At 69.4% G+C, this 19,204-nt stretch carries 17 protein-coding genes; 8 read left to right on the forward strand and 9 right to left on the reverse strand.

The window, feature by feature from the left end; translation table 11 throughout:
* Positions 1–63: 63 nt before the first annotated feature.
* From ACFW9O_RS25750 to ACFW9O_RS25760, 3 genes are all read right to left on the reverse strand, one after another.
* Positions 64–573, reverse strand: coding sequence for a hypothetical protein (locus ACFW9O_RS25750; RefSeq protein ID WP_384612475.1), 510 nt, complete (start codon positions 571–573; stop codon positions 64–66).
* Between the two features lie 173 nt (positions 574–746).
* Entirely contained in the window at positions 747–1,436 is a 690-nt protein-coding gene (locus ACFW9O_RS25755; RefSeq protein ID WP_384612476.1) for a response regulator, read from the reverse strand.
* Positions 1,433–2,728 (reverse strand): sensor histidine kinase, encoded by a 1,296-nt coding sequence (locus ACFW9O_RS25760; RefSeq protein ID WP_384612697.1) that lies wholly within the window; start codon positions 2,726–2,728, stop codon positions 1,433–1,435. Before ACFW9O_RS25760 ends, ACFW9O_RS25755 begins: the two co-directional genes overlap by 4 nt.
* 230 nt (positions 2,729–2,958) lie before the next feature.
* Between ACFW9O_RS25760 and ACFW9O_RS25765 the strand changes: the two genes are divergently transcribed.
* Together ACFW9O_RS25765 and ACFW9O_RS25770 are read left to right on the forward strand one after the other, a co-directional pair.
* Positions 2,959–3,666 carry an ABC transporter ATP-binding protein gene (locus ACFW9O_RS25765; RefSeq protein ID WP_384612478.1) on the forward strand — a complete coding sequence of 236 codons (708 nt, stop codon included), beginning with the start codon at positions 2,959–2,961 and terminating at the stop codon, positions 3,664–3,666.
* Entirely contained in the window at positions 3,663–6,020 is a 2,358-nt protein-coding gene (locus ACFW9O_RS25770) for an ABC transporter permease (protein WP_384612480.1), read from the forward strand. The genes ACFW9O_RS25765 and ACFW9O_RS25770 overlap by 4 nt, the downstream gene beginning before the upstream one ends.
* Before the next feature lie 261 nt (positions 6,021–6,281).
* Here ACFW9O_RS25770 and ACFW9O_RS25775 read toward each other — a convergent pair whose 3' ends face one another.
* Positions 6,282–6,875 (reverse strand): hypothetical protein, encoded by a 594-nt coding sequence (locus ACFW9O_RS25775; RefSeq protein ID WP_384612482.1) that lies wholly within the window; start codon positions 6,873–6,875, stop codon positions 6,282–6,284.
* A 60-nt stretch (positions 6,876–6,935) separates the two neighbouring features.
* Here ACFW9O_RS25775 and ACFW9O_RS25780 point away from each other — a divergent pair, with 60 nt between their 5' ends.
* Both ACFW9O_RS25780 and ACFW9O_RS25785 read left to right on the forward strand, forming a co-directional pair.
* Entirely contained in the window at positions 6,936–7,484 is a 549-nt protein-coding gene (locus ACFW9O_RS25780; protein WP_384612484.1) for a GNAT family N-acetyltransferase, read from the forward strand.
* A gap of 179 nt (positions 7,485–7,663) precedes the next feature.
* A complete protein-coding gene (locus tag ACFW9O_RS25785) occupies positions 7,664–7,987 on the forward strand; it encodes a nuclear transport factor 2 family protein (RefSeq protein ID WP_384612486.1) in 324 nt (107 codons plus the stop codon).
* A gap of 128 nt (positions 7,988–8,115) precedes the next feature.
* On the opposite strand, the gene ACFW9O_RS25790 is transcribed toward ACFW9O_RS25785, so the two are convergent.
* Complete coding sequence (locus ACFW9O_RS25790) at positions 8,116–9,180, reverse strand: hypothetical protein (RefSeq protein WP_384612488.1); 1,065 nt, start codon at positions 9,178–9,180, stop codon at positions 8,116–8,118.
* A 189-nt stretch (positions 9,181–9,369) separates the two neighbouring features.
* The gene (locus ACFW9O_RS25795) at positions 9,370–9,789 is read right to left on the reverse strand and encodes a barstar family protein (RefSeq protein WP_384612490.1); all 420 of its coding nucleotides are present in this window, start codon (positions 9,787–9,789) and stop codon (positions 9,370–9,372) included.
* A 198-nt stretch (positions 9,790–9,987) separates the two neighbouring features.
* Between ACFW9O_RS25795 and ACFW9O_RS25800 the strand changes: the two genes are divergently transcribed.
* Together ACFW9O_RS25800 and ACFW9O_RS25805 are read left to right on the forward strand one after the other, a co-directional pair.
* The gene (locus ACFW9O_RS25800; RefSeq protein ID WP_384612492.1) at positions 9,988–10,527 is read left to right on the forward strand and encodes a GNAT family N-acetyltransferase; all 540 of its coding nucleotides are present in this window, start codon (positions 9,988–9,990) and stop codon (positions 10,525–10,527) included.
* 201 nt (positions 10,528–10,728) lie between these two features.
* On the forward strand, positions 10,729–12,945 hold the full coding sequence (locus ACFW9O_RS25805; RefSeq protein ID WP_384612494.1) for an MMPL family transporter: 2,217 nt from the start codon (positions 10,729–10,731) through the stop codon (positions 12,943–12,945).
* A gap of 154 nt (positions 12,946–13,099) precedes the next feature.
* Here the strand turns inward: ACFW9O_RS25805 and ACFW9O_RS25810 are convergent, their stop codons facing one another.
* Positions 13,100–13,360, reverse strand: coding sequence for a hypothetical protein (locus ACFW9O_RS25810; RefSeq protein WP_384612496.1), 261 nt, complete (start codon positions 13,358–13,360; stop codon positions 13,100–13,102).
* Positions 13,361–13,705: 345 nt separating this feature from the next.
* On the opposite strand from ACFW9O_RS25810, the gene ACFW9O_RS25815 reads away from it, so the two are divergent.
* On the forward strand, positions 13,706–14,131 hold the full coding sequence (locus tag ACFW9O_RS25815; RefSeq protein WP_384612498.1) for a contact-dependent growth inhibition system immunity protein: 426 nt from the start codon (positions 13,706–13,708) through the stop codon (positions 14,129–14,131).
* A gap of 707 nt (positions 14,132–14,838) precedes the next feature.
* A complete protein-coding gene (locus ACFW9O_RS25820; protein ID WP_384612500.1) occupies positions 14,839–15,933 on the forward strand; it encodes a peptidoglycan-binding protein in 1,095 nt (364 codons plus the stop codon).
* Positions 15,934–16,086: 153 nt separating this feature from the next.
* Here ACFW9O_RS25820 and ACFW9O_RS25825 read toward each other — a convergent pair whose 3' ends face one another.
* On the reverse strand, positions 16,087–17,487 hold the full coding sequence (locus ACFW9O_RS25825) for a lipase family protein (protein ID WP_384612502.1): 1,401 nt from the start codon (positions 17,485–17,487) through the stop codon (positions 16,087–16,089).
* A 21-nt stretch (positions 17,488–17,508) separates the two neighbouring features.
* Positions 17,509–19,107 carry a GMC oxidoreductase gene (locus ACFW9O_RS25830; protein WP_384612504.1) on the reverse strand — a complete coding sequence of 533 codons (1,599 nt, stop codon included), beginning with the start codon at positions 19,105–19,107 and terminating at the stop codon, positions 17,509–17,511.
* Positions 19,108–19,204 lie beyond the last annotated feature (97 nt).

Consider the following 19,204-nt stretch of genomic DNA (forward strand, 5'->3'; position numbering starts at 1 on the left):
GCCCCGTGGGTTCAAGGAAAACGAGGACTGTTCAGCGCGAACCCATGGGTCCGACGGTGTGCTTCAGGGCTGTGCATCCGTGGGTTCGGTCGGAACACGAGGATGCTGAGCGAGCCGGAGGGCTTCGGCCGTGACATCGGCGTCGACCTGCGCCGGTGTTCTATCGCTGTATTCGAGGGTGTCGTACTCGTCATCGAGTTCAGCGAGCCGTTCGGCCGACGGCAACTCGTGTCCGAAGCGCTGGTGAATCCGGAAGGCCAACTCTCGTGGGGTCAGCTGACCGGCCACCATCCGGGCGGCAAGTGCTCGCGCGGCGGCTTCCTGGCCGCCAACACTGCCGGGCGGATGGAAGGTGAGGCCCAGTTCGTCGAGTGCTGGGGGAAGGAGCTCGGGGACGTCGTAATCCGCCTCCGCGCGTGTGCAAGCGGCCAGGATCCGCAGGGCGGAACCGTCGAGACCGGCAACGAGTGCACGACAGGCGGCGTTGACGACGTCAATGGCACGGGCCTCGCCGATGCTCCAGAGAACGGCATGGTCCTGAAGCGCGCGGGCTGCTGATTCGGTCGACGGCATCTGTCCATGATCTCGTCACAGGGTGAGCCGGAGCGAGCGCATTTCGTCACTGTGATGCCTGCTCGGCGGTCTCTCCCAGAAGCGCGTGCGCCGAGTCCGCGCAGCGGATGGCGGTCTTCTGGGTGATCAGCAGGTGAGGGTTGACCGTGTTCGGCCGGCGGCTGCGTCTTCGTCTACTCGATGGACTGGGCGTTCTCGCCTCCACCTGCGCTGACCAGCCCCGTCTCGTAGGCGACGATGACGGCCTGGACACGATCACGGAGTCCGAGCTTGGCGAGGATGCGGGCGACATGGGTCTTGACGGTCGCTTCGGCCAGGTGGAGGTGGGCGGCGAGTTCGGCATTGCTCAGTCCTCGGGCCAGCAGGCCGAATACTTCCAGCTCGCGCGGGGTCAGCGAGGCGAGGTTGCGGTGGAGGGTGGCGGCGTCGCTCCCGCGCTGGGTGAACCGCTTCACGAGGCGGCGGGTGATGGCGGGAGCGAGGAGAGCGTCCCCCGCCCGGACCGTGCGGACGGCCGCGGTCAGCTGCTCGGGGGTGACGTCCTTGAGGAGGAAGCCGCTGGCTCCGGCGGACAACGCCGCGTAGACGTAGCGGTCGAGGTCGAAGGTGGTCAGGATGATGACGCGGGGTGCGTCGAGGTCGCCGGTGAGGATGCGGCGGGTGGCCTCCAAGCCGTCCATCTCGGGCATCCGGATGTCCATCAGGACCACGTCGGGACGCGTGCGGCGGACCCCTTCGATCGCTTCGGCTCCGTTGGTCGCCTCGGCGACGACGTCGATGCCGTCGGCACCGAGGATCAACCGGAATCCGGTGCGGACCAGAGTCTGGTCGTCGGCGAGGAGTACGCGTAGCGGCTCGGTCACGGTGTCTCCAAGGGGATCAGGGCCTCGACACGGTACCCGCCGGTCAGACGCCGGCCGGTGTCCAGAGTTCCGTCGTAGACGGCGAGGCGCTCGCTCAGACCGATGAGGCCCCGGCCGTTCCCGGTGGTCGCGCCCGCGCCGGGGCGCCCACCGGTGTCGGTGACCTCCACCCGTAGATGGTCCGGGCGGTATTCGACGGTCACGGCGGCCATGGCGCCGGACGCGTGCTTCACCGTGTTGGTCAGGGCTTCCTGGACCACGCGGTAGGCGGCGAGTTCGACGCCGGGCGGCAGGGGACGTGGCGGGCCGGTCACGGTCAGGTCGACGCGCAGGCCGGTGTCCCGGACCCGCCCGATCAGCGTTTCCAACTGGTCCAGGCCGGGTTGCGGGGCGAGCTCCACCGCCACACCCGCGATGTCCGCGTCCCCGCCTGTTCCCTCGTCCTCGCTGTCCATGGTGAGCAGGCCCATGACGTGACGCAGCTCGGTCATGGCCGCCCGCCCGCCCGCCTCGACGGCGAGCAACGCTTCGCCGGCCTGATCGGGGGAGGTCTCCATGATCTTGCGCGCTGCGCCCGCCTGGATGATCATCACGCTGACGTTGTGCGTGACGACGTCGTGCAGTTCGCGGGCGATCCTGGCCCGCTCGTGCTCGACGGCTCGGCGCAGCGCCTCGGCCTGTGCGCGTTCCAGGGCGGAGAGCCGGGTGCGGCCCTCGTCGGTTCGGAGTTTCCAGGTACGAAGGCCAACGGCGGCCACTGCCATGGGGACCAGGATCAGCAGGGCGATGTACTCGTTCGGGACGATCGGTGTCACCGAGTTCCCCGAGGTGCCGACCAGGACGACCGACACCGGCAGCGCAGCCAGGGTCGCCACCCGGTACGGGCTGTACACGGCGGCGCTGTAGACGGCGATGACGAACGCGTAGAAAGTCAGCCTCAGGACGCTCTGCGGTGTCGCCAGTGTCGCGGCCGTCACGATGCACAGTACGGCGAGCGGGAAGCGGCGGCGCAACAACAGGGCTCCCGACGCGACAGCCGCGAGGGTCACCATGAAGACCATCCCGCCGAGGCCGTTCGGGCGCGGCACGACGCGCTCCACGCCGGGTGCGACCTCCCGCACCACGACGTTGTCGGCGTTGTCGATGCCGTAGTAGACGGTGGCGATACCGATCGTCAGTGCCACCAGCACGTCGAACTGCCAGGCACGCCTGGTCAGCCGGGGCGGCGGGCTGCCGGGCAGCCTGGCCTCACGGACCGCCTGACGTGCAGCGTTCCGCAGCCGGTTCAGCATCGTACGTACGTACATCACCTGCTCATTCTCGCCGTCGCCCGAACCTTCCGAGTCCGCCTCAGTGGTCGTTCCCGGCGCGTCGCATACATCGGGCGCCTACATCGCAGGGATGACGCTCCGGTAGATCATCCCGACGCGGTACGGCAAAGGGTCCGGACGGGCGACGCACGGCGGCAGGGCGCGCTCCTAGCGTCCAAGGAGTCCGCTGCCCGTACCGAAGGAGCCCTTCAATGACCACGCCAGTGATCGAACTACGCGAGGTGAGCCGTCGCTACGACGACGGTCCGCCCGCTCTGCACGAGGTGTCGCTGACCGTGCAGCCGGGCGAGGCCATCGCGATCCTCGGGCCTTCCGGCAGCGGCAAGTCCACGCTCCTCAATCTGATCGCGGGTCTCGACCGGCCCGATACGGGGACCGTCACCGTGGACTCCGTGCGGGTGGACCGGCTTGGCGAGGCCGGATCGGCGCTCTACCGGCGGTCGAAAGTGGGCATGGTCTTCCAGTTCTTCAACCTGCTCGACGATCTGACCGTCACCGACAACGTCGTACTGCCCGCGCGGCTCGCGGGTACGCCACGTGGGGAGGCGGACCGCCGGGCGGCGGAGCTCCTGGAATCCCTCGGCATCGACCGGCACTCCCGCGCCTACCCGGGGCGGCTGTCCGGCGGCGAGCGCCAGCGGGTCGCGGTGGCCAGGGCGCTGATGAACCGGCCGCCGCTGCTCCTGGCCGACGAGCCGACCGGGGCTCTGGACACGGCCGCCGGACAGGACGTCAGCAGGCTGCTCACGGAGCTCAATGCCGACGGACAGACCATTCTCGTGGTCACCCACGACCCCGCCCTGGCCCGGTCCTGTACCAACCGTACGGTCCGCATCGCCGACGGCCGGGTCACCGAGGACGTCCGGTCGCGCGCCGTCGCCCCGGAGATCGTCCGATGAGCGCGCTCGGCAAGGTGGTGCGCTCGGGGGTGGGACGACGCCGGGTGCAGACACTGGTCATCGGGCTCGCCACGATGATCGCGGTGGCCGCCTCCATCCTCGGCGGGTCGCTGCTGGCGGTGTCCGGCGCGCCCTTCGACGATGCCTTCGCCCAGCAGCACGGCGCGCACCTTTCCGTCCAGTACGACGCCGGCAGGGTGGGTACCGGACCGCTGTCGAAGTCCAAGGACGCCGAAGGGGTGAGCGGCGCAGCGGGGCCGTTCCGTACGGCGACGGTCACCCCGCGGCCGGGTCGGTCCGGCCCCGGGTGGCCGATGACCGTGGTGGGGCGGGGCGATCCGGGCCGGGATGTGGACGAGGTGACGCTGCTCGACGGGCGGTGGCCCACCCGCCCCGGCGAGATCGTGCTGTCCGCCGGAGGCGCGCTCATCCCGACCATGGGCATGAAGGTGGCCTTCCCCGCTCTGCCGGGAGACCCGACCCTGACGGTGGTCGGTCTGGCCCGCTCGATCACGCAGACCGCCGACGCCTGGGTGGTCCCGGCCCAGATGCCGGCACTCACCTCGCCCGGCAACGGCGGCTACCAGATGCTCTACCGCTTCACCGAAGCCGACACCGCGGCGCAGATCACCGCAGGCGGCACGGCCGTGGCGGCAACCCTCCCTCCGGGAGCGGCCGTCGGCCGGCAGTCCTGGCTCACCGTCAAGGAGGCCTCCGAGCGCGACACCGCCCTCTACGTCCCGTTCCTCATCGCGTTCGGTGCTCTGGGCCTGGTCATGTCGGTGCTCACGGTGGGCAATGTCGTCGCGTCGGCCGTGGGCACCGGAACGCGCCGCATCGGCATCCTCAAGGCCGTCGGCTTCACCCCGGCCCAGGTCGTGCGGGCGTACGTGGCCCAGGCGCTGACCCCTGCCGCGGCCGGCACGGCACTCGGCGTACTCGTCGGCCATCTGCTCGCCGTCCCCGTACTGGCCGAGACCGGGGAGGTCTACGGCGTCTCCTCGCCGGCCATCGCCCCCTGGGTCGACCTGACGGTGACCGCCGGGATTCTCGGCCTCGTGGGGGCGACCGCGTGGGCGAGTGCCTGGAGGGCCGGCCGGCTGCGCACGGTCGACGCGCTCACCGTCGGACACGCCTCGTCGACGGAGCGCGGCCGGTGGGCAGCACGCCTGGCCGGACGGCTGCCGCTGCCGCAGCCCGTCGCCCTTGGCCTGGCCCGGCCGTTCGCGCGGCCCGCTCGCGCGCTGGCCATGGGCCTGGCGGTCCTGTTCGGCACCATCGCTGTCACGTTCACCGTGGGGATGGGCGCCTCGCTCGGCGAGGTGATGAAGGCGAAGGCCCATGACGTCGCCGATGTCACCGTCGCAGCGCCCCTGCCGGAGTTCGGCCCCCAGAGCCCTGGCCTCGAGAAGCAGCCCAGGGCCGATCCCGCCGCAGTCGCCGCGGCCATCAAGTCCGGCGCCGGAACCGGGAAGTACTACAGCGCGGCGACGGTACGGGCGACCGTGTCAGGTGTGACCGGTACCGTCGACGTGATCGCCTTCACCGGCGACGCCTCCTGGGGCGGCTACACGATGGTCTCGGGCCGCTGGATCGACAAGCCCGGAGAGGCCGTGGTGCCCACCCAGTTCCTTGCCACCTCCGGCATCCGGATCGGTGAGGATGCCACCCTGAAGGGCCTAGGGAGCCTGGACGAGCCGGCCACGGTCCGGATCGTCGGTGAGGTCCTTGATCCCCGTCTCGACGGCATGCAGGTCTTCACAGACGCCGCGACCCTCACGGCCGCACATCCCGACCTGACGGATACGAGCCATCACATCGCGGTCGCGCCAGGATCCGACGTTACTGGCTACATCGACGCGCTGAACAAGGACCTGGCACCGCTGGGGGTCAGTGCGCGAGCCGGAGGACTCGGCGCCGGGAGCGACATGGTCGTCACGCTCAACGCGCTGTCCGCGGTCCTCACGTCGATGCTCGTCGCCGTCGCCGCACTCGGTGTGCTGAACGGCGTGCTGCTCGACACCCGCGAACGCGTCCGGGAGATCGGTGTCCACAAGGCGCTCGGCATGACCCCCCGGCAGACCATCACGATGGTCCTCACCTCGGTCGCCCTGACGGGACTTGTCGCTGGCGCTCTGGGCGTGCCTCTCGGCGTGTCCCTGCACGGCTGGGTCCTCCCCTCGATGGGCGAGAGCGCGGGGCTCCGCCTCCCCGAATCCGTCATCGCCGTCTACCACGGGGCCGAACTGCTCCCGCTCGCACTCGGCGGTTTGCTCATTGCCGTCCTGGGTGCCCTGCTGCCCGCCGGCTGGGCTGCGAGGGCCCGGACCGCCACGGCTCTGCGCAGCGAATAGTCCCGTAGGAGATCTGGCCGGGAGCCCTTGCGTCCGGCCCTCACCACAATTCAGCGGTGGGGGTCGGGCCACGGCGCTGCGGAGCGGCCGGTGGCCCGTCGGCTCCTCGGCCGCGGAGGTGATCGACGGCTGCCTGCACCGGTCTGACCCGTCGGCGTGATCGTCAGCAGACACCGAAGAAGCGATGCCACCAGCTGGGCCGCACAACGTGCTGCGGCAGGCGGCCACCGCACCCGCCCTGCGCGCCGTGTGTCCGCCCCGTCACCAACCGAGCAGCGGTCCCCCGAGCACGCGTGCGCCGACCTGTCCGGCCAGCCACTCCGCCCCCGTCGTGGGGAAATCGCTCCCCTTCGACAGGTGCACGAAAACCGTATGGTCGTGAGCGGGTCGCTCCCAGCCGGGATCGTCACTGTTGAAGACGACCTGAACCCCCTCGAACAGAGGGTCCGCGACGAGGCCGAGTTCCGGGGCGTTCGGCCAGGCACCTGCCCAGTCGATCGTGGCCGGCCCGGCGCCGAGGGCCCGGACGAAGGACTCCTCCAGTTCATCCACCGGCATGTCGACATCCAGGATGAACGGCAGCAAGGCCCGGAGTTCGTCCCTGTCCGTCGGGAACGTATCCGCCCGGTATTCATGGGTCCACCCCTCCGGGTCGCAGGGCGCACCCTCTGCTGCGTAAACAGCGTTCGGCAGCACGTCCACCATGCGCAACACGTCCTCGACCGTCTGCAGTTCGGCGCCCAGACGGACGGTCGGCTTCTGCCAGGACATCAGGTTGCGCAGACGCTGAGCCAGCGCGTACGTATCGGCTGGGGTACTGCTCCTGAGGACGGGATATCCCTGCGACTGGCCCATGATCCCCACGATGGCACAACGCTTGGCCGGGCCTCACGGCTGTGCGATAGGTTGCCCGCCATGACTGGACTCGGCCCCGTCGCCTGGCCACCTGCCCCGATATGGACCGAACGCCTCGTTCTCCGCGAGTCCGAGGCCCGGGACCGTGCGGCGTTCATCGAACTGTTCGCTTCGCACGAGGTGCACATCTACCTCGGTGGCCCTCGACCGCGCGATGAGCTCGAACGCGCGGTGCCGGAGGTACCCGGGCGGCGCCACGGTCTTTTCGTGATCGATCTCGACGGAGCGATGATCGGCATGGTCACGCTCGATCGGCGCGACGCAGGACGTCCGGGGCACGTCAGTCCGGACGGAGGGGAGGCCGAGCTCGGTTACACACTCCTGCCGGAAGCGTGGGGACACGGGTACGCCGCCGAGGCGTGTGCGGCAGCACTCGCCTGGTTCGCCGACGCCCTGCCCGGAGAGCCTGTGGTGCTCTGCACGCAGACTGCCAACGGCCGTTCGATGCGCCTTGCGGCCGAGCTGGGGTTCAGCGAGGTGGAGAGGTTCGAGGAGTACGGCGCCGAGCAGTGGTTCGGCGTGTGGCCCTCCGTCACACCGTCCGGTTGAACGGGGCGCGCGATGTGCCCCGGGAAGTAGGGAACGCCGGCCTCCGTAGAAGTCGGCCGGTCCCGTGATGCGGTGACACGCGGTGGGGACTCGAATGAGTGAAGGTCGGATCCCCGGCCCTGTCCACGGTGTTCCCTGGTCGCACACGCGCACCGTACGTGCACGACCTGGAGGCTCCTGTGATCGACCCGGCCCAGCTGACCGACCCCGCCGTCCGCGCCTTCGTCTCTGCCGTCAACGCCGGGGACCGGGGCGCCTTCGAGGCACTCCTCGCCCCTGGCGCGACCATGTCCGACGACGGCTCGGACCGCAATCTCACTGAATGGGCGGACAGAGAGATCTTCTCTTCCGGCGGCCACATGGCGGTCGCGTCCGAGTCCGACGGCGGTCGTGGCCTGATCGTCGACTATCGGAACGACACCTGGGGCGAGATGCGCACCGCCTGGCGGTTCGATGTGACGACCGACGGCCGCATCAGCCGGTTCGAAACGGGCCAGGCCTGAGAGGTCGTCACGCCGTGGCTGCGGATACGTAGCTGATCGGCAGGGAGTCCGTTCTCCGCGCCGCCAAGCGATTGTGCAAGGCGGCCGCCTGCGCTATCGGGCTGTGCTCATCATTTCCTCCCGAGTTCCTACGCGTTCGACCCGGCCGAGGTACGGGCGAACCAGGTCCGGGTCTCATCCGTGGTCAGGACGCGGGTCAGTACAGCGGTGCCCGGGAGATGCGGGAAGAACCGGTCGGCGTTCCAGCTGCGCTCGTACATCGGCTCATCGAGCACGAGCAGGCGGCGTCCCTCCACCACGGGGATGTCGTCGGGCAACCCTTCGTTCCAGATTCGCGCGCCGTCCGGGGCGAGGAGTTCGAAGGTCCCCGTCGCAACGGTCTCGGAGCGGCCCCGGGCGGGCTCGGGGTCCGTGGCCAGCCGAACGCTCTCCGCCGAAGGCCTGGTGCCGGGTACATGGCCGCCGCCCACAAGGACATGGGCGAGCAGCGTGTGCAACTGGAAGTTGTCCCCTATGCCGCCGATGCGCACCTCGAACCCCGTCCTGGTCGGTCCGTGCAGCACGAGCAGGGGCTCGTCGTCCAGAACCGCCAGCGCGTAGGTGAGGCACTTGAGGTCGTGCCGCTCCAGAGCCTCCAAGTCGCGGCAGGCGGGGAGGATCTCGGATGCGTACCGATGACGCACTTCAGCGCTGCGGCACAGTACGGCCAGCGCGGGTGGCTGCCACTCCTCGGCCGAGCACCAGGCCAGCGCCAGCCGCGTGGCCTCGTCCGCGTCGCCGCCCAGGCGTGCCAGCAGCGCGTCGTCGATGATCTTCTCGTCCGGCTCCGGAAGTTCGTCCTCGGCCCCGCCGGCGGTCCAGCGGCGGGCGAACTCCAGGGCGTCGAGCAGGTCCTTGTGAACGCCACTGAGGATCGGCTCCGCACAGGCTGCCGGGTCGGCCGCGCGCTCCACGCAGAAGCCGACCGCCATCGCCAGTGTCGGCCGCGGTCCCGTGGGTGGGAACGCCGGGAGCAGCGCCGCCAACCGGGGCCCTGCCGACATCAGTTCAGCATCCGAGGCCGACTGCACGTCGCGCATCATGGCAGTGAACGCACGACCGGTGCGGTCGCCATCGCGAGCGGCGACCGCATCCTCGAGCTCGGACACCGCGGCAGCGAGTCGCGCGCCCTTCTGCTTCCTCTTGAAGATCACCGGCACACCCTAGGCCCCAGGCCGGTCCCGCGTCATCAGGCCAGGACCTCGGGTTTTCCTGTACCTCCTCTTGCCGGCGGGTGCAGATGTGACTCGGTCCCATTGGGGAAACGCTGCTCGTGCGGCGTCGACAACGCCGGCTTCCGGCGCTTCACCCGAGAACGTTCGGCGTGCGCGTTCACCGCGCCGCTACGACGAACCCGGCCCGTCCCAGCACATGCGCAGTTGTGCCTGCAGGACCGAAACGGAGGCTGGATCACAGGACATGACGACTACAAGCCTGCTGAGGTCAACACCCTGGGGCCGCTGTGTCGAGGACCAGCGCTGTCCTGCCCGCAGAAGGGTCCTGAAGAGCAACTGCTGCCCGGCGGCATCGTCCGACAGTGCCTCGTCCGCGGCCTCGATGCTCAGTACGTGGTGTTCCGCGCGCAGCCAGTTCAGGTCGCGCAGGCAGTCGGAGAGGGCATCCCAGTTCCACCCGAAGTAGTCCGGCAGCCGCAGTCCGTCGTAGAAGACCTGGAAGACGGAGTCCGTGTCCCGCATCTCCCGGCCGTCGAGTCGCGCCACGTACGTCTTCCCGGTCACGGGAAGCAGGAGATCGACAGGCATGGAGCCTTGCTCCGCGACGACATGGATCCAGGGCGCAACGTGCACTGCCATCCCCCAGTGATCCAGAGCTTCCGACCGCCGTCGGAGCCGGTGCCGGCAGTGAGGAATTCTAGTTGCCATCAGAACGGCCCGGGCCTTGTGCCGAAGGCATCCGGTGAGGGTGGTGGAGCCGCACGCAGACTGGTCCAGAATGTTCGGATGGTCATGCTTGAGACTCCCCGCCTGCTCCTGCGCCGCTGGCGGGAGGAGGATGTCGTCCCCCTCGCCGCCGTCAACGCCGACCCCGATGTGATGCGGTGGATCGGTGACGGCAGCGTCCGTGACGAACAGCAGACCCGCAGCGGGATCGAAGCCATGGAGCGCGGGTGGGAGGTACAGGGCTTCGGCCTGTTCGCCGTGGAGATCCGCTCCACGCACGAGCTGGCCGGGTTCACCGGCCTGTCGGTTCCCGACTTCCTGCCGGAGGTACTGCCGGCGGTCGAGGTCGGCTGGCGGCTGGGTCGCGCGCACTGGGGACAGGGGCTGGCCACCGAGGCCGCTGCGGCAGCGGTTCGGTTCGGGTTCGAGGACTGCGCACTGAAGCGGATCATCAGCATTGCTCAGGTGGGAAACGATGCGTCCGAACGGATCATGACCAAGCTAGGGATGCGCCCCTTCCATGAGACGGTCGATCCCAGTTGCAGGCGACGAGTACGGGTCTTCGAGTTGACGGCGGAGAGGTATGCCGCAGCCACATGACTGGCAGGCGCCCCTCTCCTGGGGCAAGCCCGGCCGCTTCGAGCAGCGCAACCCGGCAATTCCACCGGCTTGAGCCGTCCGGGACGGCACCAGGGGTGGGGCTAGCCACAGGAGAAGCCGGTTGCGTGCACCAGTGCACTCGCGGCCCGGGCCGAGGAAGGTGATCAAGCAAGAAATCACTGTTCCCCGGAAGGGACCCGCGTGCGTAGCGAGCATCGACCGATCACGGTCCGGACAGCCAGGTGGTTCGCCACGCATCCCTGGCGGGCGATCGTGGGGTGGCTGCTCTTCGTGGCCCTGTGCCTCGGTGCCGGCATGGCCGTGGGTACCAACAAGGGCACGTTCGAGGACTTCTGGGTCGGTGAGGCAGGGCGGGCCGAGGCAATGGCCGCGCGAGGTGGTCTCACGCCCGCTCCGGAGGAGCAGGTGCTCATCACGGCTCCGGACAAGGACGGCCGCCTCGACGAATCGGCCGCCCGCGCCGCAGCGGGTGAGATACGGGGACGGATGGCCTCCCTGCCGTCCGTCGTCCGGGTCGCCGATCCGGTGCGGGCCGACCATGGTGCCGCGCTGCGGGTGACCGTCACCCTCCGCGGGGACAAGGAGACCGCGAAGGACGATGTCGAGGGTCTCCTCGAACAGACGGAGGCGGTGCAGAGGGCGCACAAGGATCTGCGGATCGAGCAGACCGGCAGCGCGTCGATATCGACCGCGGTCAACGACAAGATGGGCCAGGACCTCCAGCGGACCGAGGCCATCAGTCTGCCCGTCACCTTCCTCATCCTGTTCGTCGTCTTCGGCGCGGTGCTGGCGGCAGGGATCCCGGTCCTGCTCGCGCTGACCGCTTTCGCGGGGGCCGTCGGTCTGTACGGTCTGGCGTCCTGGGTGTTCCCGGACGCGGGTGGCGCGGCGATCAGCGTGATCTTCATGCTGGGCATGGCCGTCGGCGTCGACTACTCGCTCTTCTACCTCAAGCGGGCCCGCGAGGAGCGCGAGCGTTCGGGCGGAAGGCTCAGCCATGTGGCTGCTGTCGAGGTTGCCGCGGCCACCTCGGGGCGGGCAGTCGTGGACTCCGGACTGGCCGTCGTGCTCGCGCTCGGTGGTCTCTACCTGGTGGACGACGTGATCTTCTCGTCCATCGCCACCGGCGCGATCCTGGTGACCCTGGTCGCGGTGGCCGGCTCTCTGACCGTACTTCCGGCGCTGCTCGCCATGCTGGGGCACCGGATGGACGGGCGGCGGACCCGGCGCAGGCAGGACGGGGACCGGGACGGGAGCAGCGGTAAGGGCGGGAGCGGAAACAAGGCGTGGACCGCCCTCCTCGGACCGGTGGTGCGCCGTCCACTGGCCGCCTTGCTCCTCGGCACCGCCGCGACAGCCGCGCTCGCCCTGCCCGCGCTGAACATGAAGCTCGGCACAGAGGGCAAGGAGACGTTCCCCGACAGTCTGGTGGCGGTGTCCACGTACGACCGGCTGACAGCCGCGTACCCGTCCCAAGGGCCCGCGCACCTCGTCGTGGTGCGGGCCGAGGACCCCGCAGCTCTGCTGCGGGCACTCGCCGACCGGACCAGGGGGGACGGACTCTTCGCCCAGGACCGGATGCCGGAGCTGACCGTGGCCGAGGACGGGCGTACGGCCATGCTGAAGGTTCCCGTTCCGTACGCCCAGAACTCGGCAGAGGCGACGCGCTCCCTGGAGCGGCTGCGGACCGATCTGATACCGGACACCGTGAGCGGGGCGGCAACGGGGGTGGAAGTCGCGGTCTCCGGGGAGATCGCCGGCGGGGTGGACTACGCGGCGCACCAGGAGGACCGGCTGCCCTGGGTGATCGTCTTCGTGTCACTGACGACTCTCGCCATCATGTTCGCCGCGTTCCGATCCGTTGTCCTCGCGGTCCTGGGCGTGGCACTCAATCTGGCTACGGTGATGGTCTCCTGGGGCGTACTGACCCTGGTCTTCCAAGGGACATGGGCAGAGGGCGTACTCGGGTTCGAATCACTCGGCTTCGTCGGATCGCGAACGCCGCTCATGGTCTTCGCGATCCTGGTGGGGCTCTCCACCGACTACCAGATCTTCGTGGTGAGCAGGATCCAGGAGTCCGTACGCAAGGGGGTGCCCACCCGGCAGGCAGTGGTCGACGGCATCGCGGGATCGGCGAGTGTGGTCACCAGCGCGGCCGTCATCATGGTCTCGGTCTTCCTCAGCTTCCTCTTCATCGACCGGATCGAGATGAAGCAGATCGCTGTCGGCCTCACGGTCGCGGTGCTGTTCGACGCGATGGTGCTGCGTGCGCTGGTCCTGCCGTCCGCGCTGGCCCTGCTCGGTAACCGCTCCTGGTGGCCGGCCCGTCCGGCGGCCGACGAGGAACCCCTGGCGGACGGGCCGGCGCCTCGTCCGCTGCCCGGTGCTGCGACCTGAAACGATCACCCGATCGGTTCCGCCCCGTCGTGGCACACAGGGGACGACGCCTCGGCCTCGCCACGGCGCGTATCGAAGGAGACATGGCCGACAGGGCGTGCTCTCCGCACATGTGCGGTGGACTCGTGGCCACGCCCTGCCGGCTCGTGTCGTTTCAGATGAGGGCGGCGTGGATGCTCACGAGAGCTTCCTCGAGCGTGTCGGCAGTGTTCTCGTGGCCGGAGAATCCGTCGTCCTCGACGGGGTCGATGCTCCAGCCCCAGCCGCTTTCCGTGTGACCGTCGATCGTCGCTGCGTGTTCGCCCTTGGTGATGGTGATCGAGAGGTTGCCTGCAGGGAAGGTCTCGATGCTGATGCTGGCGACGTCGCCGAGGGCGTGCCGGATGGCGTCGCGGGCTTCTTGCTCGGTGATCACGGGCTGCTCCTGAAGGGTGGGGACGGCGGTGCGGCCGTCGGTTCGGGTCGGCTCGGGTCGAGGGCTTGTGGGCGTACAGCTCGATGAGGGTGCCGTCGGTGGAGGACCCGACGCGAGCGGCATCCTGAGATCATGCGGGTGATCAGGGATCACAACGCGGAGGGACGCGAAAAGTCCGTCCATCCGGGAGATCGGCACGTGTGTCGGCTCGCTTCTCCACCAGCGAGCGGGTCGCCGACCGGGTCGGGCAGTCCGGGGAAGTCGGGCGGATCACGCGCAGAGCTTGGACTTCACGCCCGTGACCTGGCCCGAGGTCCCGTGTCCGCTTCGGTGAGAATGGGCGCCATGGACCATCTGCTGCACCTGGACCGCACACTCGATGAACTGGACCCGCCGCGCTGGACGTCCCCTGCCGCTGACGCGACCGACTTGATGCGCAAAGTGCATGCGTTGCGGCATGTGCGCCTGCGGGAATTCGGTCCGGCGGATCTGCGCGTCCTCGTTTCACAGCAGGTCGCACTGCCCTACGTCCTTCCACTCGCAGTTCGCTTGCTGCTCGAGGAGCCCTTGCTCGACGCCTCCTTCTACCCGGGCGATCTGCTGCTCACTGCCGTCAGGGCCCCGGCTTCAGCCTGGTCCCTGCTGCCGGACCTGAACGCGGGGCTGCGCGCCGTGATTGCCGCGTTGCCGGATGCAGCGGTCGCTGACCTGCCCCGCGGCGGAGCCGAGGAGCTTGCCCGCTTCGTCACGCGGCCCGAAACTCTTCGCTGAACCGATGAAGGCCGGGTCACCGGATCCGTCCGGGCAGCGGCCACCCGCCGGACCTGCAGCCGGTCGCCCGCCACCCGAAGGGGACCGGTCTCCCCCGTCACAGAGATCGGTCCCCTGCCCGACACCGTTTGCTCGATGGCACGGTTCACCCGATCTCCGAAATCCATCCGCACAGGATTCGACGACCTGCCCTCCGACAAACCGCGGGCATGAACAGCCCGTACGAGTGTGCGCCGGCCGACAGAGGGTGGCGCGGGTCGTGTGCGGCAAGTTGCGCGGGCCGCCGCACAGCACCCCGCACCGGGCGTTCCGGCGACGCCCAGTCGCCAGCCCGATCGACGCGATCAACTCACCTTCCCTTCATCACACTTGGAGCCCTCGACCGCCCACTCGTCGCCAACCAGCTGTTCGACGGCCCGACAGGGAGTGCCGAGTGGACGCCCGGGCCCCACAGGAGCACGCAGGCGGATTGTCGCGCTTCGGAGGAACGATCGGCCGTGACGAGATCGGTCACACATCCCGAACATTGTCGAGGTCACGTCACTGACTGATGCAGCTTCCACACAGCGCTGGGCCGGGGCAGCAACCTTTGCCATTGTAATGACCCGTCAGGGGCCGCAGGCGACAGCCGACCTACGAGAGGAACGCCGAGCCCCGGCCGGCCCACTCGGGTCGGCGTGCCATCACGACAGGAATACGGGGAAATCATGTCTTTCAGCAGCCGACTCACGCGCCGTGCGCAGGTCACTCTCATAGGTGTCGCCGCCGGAGGTGTCGCGGTCGCAATCGCCGTCGTACCGTCGCTCGCCGACAACGTCTCCTCGGAGCCGACGACGGTCGCCGCACAGGGCGAAACCGACTACGGCCCCGAGCCCGAGGCCGAAAGCAAGCTCGTCACCCAGGTCAGCGAGATGTCGACCATGGCTACGGCCACGCTCTCGCGCGACACGATGATCAACCGGGCCCGCACCTGGCTCACGGCCAACAACGGAGGCCCCGTCCCCTACAGCATGGAGCGCAACTGGAAGGACGGATACCGCCAGGACTGCTCCGGTTACGTCTCCATGGCGCTCGGGCTGGGGAAGCCCGGCCTGAACACCGTCGGGCTGGCCGACTCGCGAAACGGTGTCACCAAGCGGCTCAGCAGCGTGAGTCAGCTCACGAAGGGGGACCTGCTCATCGACTACAGCACCACTGACGGCGACTTCCGTCACGTGGTGATCTTCGAGAAGTGGGCCAACGCGTCGCACAGTGCCTACTGGGCGTACGAACAGCGCGGTACGTACGGGACGACACACCGGCAACTCAGGTACGGGATCGGCAGTGACAACTACGACCCCTTCCGCCCGGTCAAGCTGGATGGTGGCGGAGGCGGTGGACAGGTGCCCTCCCCGAGTGTGTCCTGGCCGATCCTCCAGAGCGGTTCCAAGGGTGCGGACGTGCGGTCCGCCCAGCAGTTGCTGACCGCGCGGGGCCACACGGTCGAGGCCGACGGCATCTTCGGTGCGAAGACCCGCTCCGCCGTGATCAAGTTCCAGAAGTCCCGTTCCCTGACCGCTGATGGCGTCATCGGCCCGAACACGTGGTCCAAGCTGATCGTTACGGTGCAGCAAGGCACGTCCGGCCAGGCGGTGAAGGCCGCCCAGACGCAGCTGAACGTCTACGGCTACGGCCTCACGGTCGACGGCGGGTTCGGCTCGAAGACGAAGTCGGCAGCAGCCGCCTTCCAGAAGAACCACCACTTGCAGGTAGACGGCGTCATCGGCCCGCAGACCTGGCGCGCCCTGCTCGGCACCCACTGACGCGAGCCGGCCGTGCGGCGTCCCTGCCGGCTCCTGCACGGCCAGGAGCCGCCCTCTGACAGGCAGTCGGATCTGCGGCTGTACGCCGGACTCAGCACACACGGGTCCACCGGAGCGACGCTCCGGTGGACCCGTTGGTCGACGCTGGAGGGGTCAGGGCTGAATGGGCATCGTCCAGCAGTTGGAGGTGACCGCCTTGCCGGAGAGGCGGTCGGTCAGCCAGGAGATCGCGTCGCCCTGGTCGGTGATGAGCGGTACGAGATGGTTGGTGAGGATCTTGTCGCCCAGGTTCGGCAGGACGATGGCGTCGTAAGTGACGGTGGCGCCCTTGTTGCACCAGTCGAGGGCGAGCTGCCGGACCTGGGAGTGCGGAACGATGTCGTCCTGGATGCCGGTGGCCAGACGTACCGGTCCGGTCGGCTTCAGCCTCCCGATGCGCTGCTTGTCCAGGGCCGCCTTCGCACGGGGTTCCGCGGCGATGATGTCCCCCATCGACTTGCCGCTGGTGGTCCACTTGCTGCTCTTGGTGAAGCCGTACCCGAACAGCGCGTCGCCGACGCACATGGTCGACGCGTCCGCCAGAGCTGCCTTGCCGGTGGCACTGATGTTCGCTTCGACGACCGCGCGCAGGTCGGGGTCGGCCTGGGCGAAGCCGCTGATCGACCAGGCCAGCGCACCGGCGAGCGCACTTCCGTCGATGCCCTTCATGACCGAGGTCAGATCCGCCGGGGGTGCGCCGGCGTAGGTTCCTGCGAGCGGGACGTCGGGCGCGTAGGAGGCCTGGAGTTCCGCGGCAGCGGCGCTGGCACCGCCGCCCTGGCTGTAGCCGTACAGGCCCGTCCTGGAAGCCTGGGTGATCGATGCGCCGGGTACGGAACGGGCTGCGCGGGCGGCGTCGAGCAAGGCGTGTGCCTGGTCGACGCGGTTGACGTAGGTGTGCAGGCGGTCGGTTGCTCCGAGGCCGACGTAGTCGGTGACGACGACCGCCGCCCCGGTGGAAAGGAGACGGTAGATCGCCAGCGCCTCGTAGCCCACGGAGACGGTGTCGCCGTTGAGGGTGAGCGGGTTCTGCAGGGCGAAGGACGGCGCGCACTGGTCGCCCTGGCCCATGGTGCCCGAGGCCACCGCCACCAGGGGGCGTGGGCCGGTTCCCTTCCAGGTGGCCGAGGGTTCGATGTACGCGCCGGTCACGGCGACGGGCAGCCCTGCCGAGTCGGTGGACTTGTACATCAGACGGGTTGCGGTGCCCGGCATCGCGCGGCCGTCCAGGCCGGGGATGCTCAGACCGAGCGGCATGGCTTCGGTGCGGATCAACGCACCGTTGGTGGAGGGGAGTTCGCTCGGCGGGGTGTAGAAGGCGGGGATGGTGACCCCGCGGGAGACGACGGGTTCCGGTACGGCGGCGGAGGCCGGTACCGCAGTCAGGCCGGCGCAGACGGTGCCGGCTGCGACGACGCCGGCCAGGAGGCTCAGTCCGGCCTTGTTGCTACGGGCGGGGGTGAGGGTGGGAGCGGGGGTGAGGGTGGAACGGGAACGGGTTCTGGTGCGGCTCATGGTGTGCTCCTCGTTCGTCGGTCAGATGATCGTGTCGATGTCGTGCGCGGTGATCGCGTCCATGGCCCGTTCGGCCACGGCGGCGATGGTCATGGACGGGTTGCAGGCGCCGGTCGTACCGGGGATCAGGGCGCCGTCGAGCACGTAGAGACCGCGCTGACCCAGGACGCGGCCTTCCAGGTCGCAGACCGTGCCCATCGGGGCGCCGCCCAGCGGGTGCCAGGTGCTGTTGACCAGGGCGTTCGTATCCGTGAGGAGGCCGAGCCCCTTGGACACCTTGGTGACGCGCCGATGGATGTTGCGGTGGCTGGCGGCGTCGCCGCCCAGGGGCCAGTGCAGCGACACGGAGTCGGTGGCGGCGTCGTATCGGAACCGGCCGCGGTCCGCACTCACCCCGAAGCCGACGAGCATGGTCGTCCGTGCGTCGATACCGAGCGGCGGGAGTGACGCCTGGATGATCGTGTTCGCGGTCCCGGGGTCGTCCCACTCCTTGCTGCCGTAGACGACCGGACCTCCCTGTTCGGCCCCGAAGTCCTCCTGGAGGTTCGTCCAGGCGTAGATGCGATCGCCGTTGGTTCCCCACCCTTCGCCAAGGCCGTCGGGCAGATCGGGGATGGCGCCGGTGGCTCCGGCGCGGACGAGGAGTTTGCTGGTGTTGAGGCTTCCGGCCGCCATGACGAGGGCTCGCGTGGAGAGGACCTTCTGCTCCAGCACGGTTCCCGCGTCGTCGGTGCGGTCGACATGCACTTCCCACCGGCCGTCCGCCGCCCGCGCCACGGAGGTGACGTTGTGGTGGGTCTCGACGGTCACCTTCCCGGTCTCCTCGGCCAGTCGGAGGTAGGTCACGTCGACGGAGTGCTTGCCGCCGTTGTTGACGCCGAGCGCGCAGTCGCCGTTCGTGTAGGACGGCCGCATCTCACCCCGCAGCTCGGCCAGGGCGTAGTCCCAGTCGATCGGCATGGGAATCTTCTCCACGCCGTACCCGGCCCGGCGCACCCGCTCGGCGAAGACCCGCGCCGCGTAGTAGTGGGGTGAACCGACCAGTGCGTCGGGCGCGGTCGCCGCCCGGAGCATGCCCGCGACCCGTGGGTAGTGGATCTCGTTCATGCGCCGGTAGTCGAGGTCCTGGGGCAGCCAGGTGTTGAAGACCGCCTCGGAAGGCTGCAGCGTCATTCCCTGGTAGACGAGGGAGCCGCCACCGACCCCGGCAGCGCAGACGCCCAGGATGTTCTGCCCGAGTACCGGCTCCAGGAGGCCCACGTAGGGCGCGAAGTCCAGAGGTGCGCCGATCAGTTGCGCGAGCGGCCGGGCGGCCGCCGGGAGAGTTCCGTACCAGAGCGCCCGCTTGTCGAGGCCGGACACCCGGGGGAAGGTCTCCGCATTCGGCCCCGTGGGCCAGCGGCGTCCGCGCTCCAGTACGGTCACCGGCACGCCGGCCCGGGCCAGCCGCAGCGCGGCGACGCCACCGCCGAAGCCTGAGCCGATGACAACGGCCCTGTGCTCCTCCCTGGCGAGTCTCACCCGGGCCGGCGCGGCCACCGCGGAGGACGGCGACAGGACGCTCGCGGCCGCGAGGCCTGCAGCACCGGTGAGCAGGGCGCGCCTGGTGGGAGTGGGCATGGGCAGCTCCTTTCGTGCGGGGAAGGCAGGTTGGTGCTGTCGGAACGGTGTGGTCGATCGCGTTGCCGGGGCGTGCCGATCCTTGGCGGTCGACTAC

Origin of the sequence: Streptomyces sp. NPDC059499 (assembly GCF_042749285.1) — a bacterium.
In the GTDB taxonomy this organism is placed as follows: Bacteria; Actinomycetota; Actinomycetes; order Streptomycetales; family Streptomycetaceae; genus Streptomyces.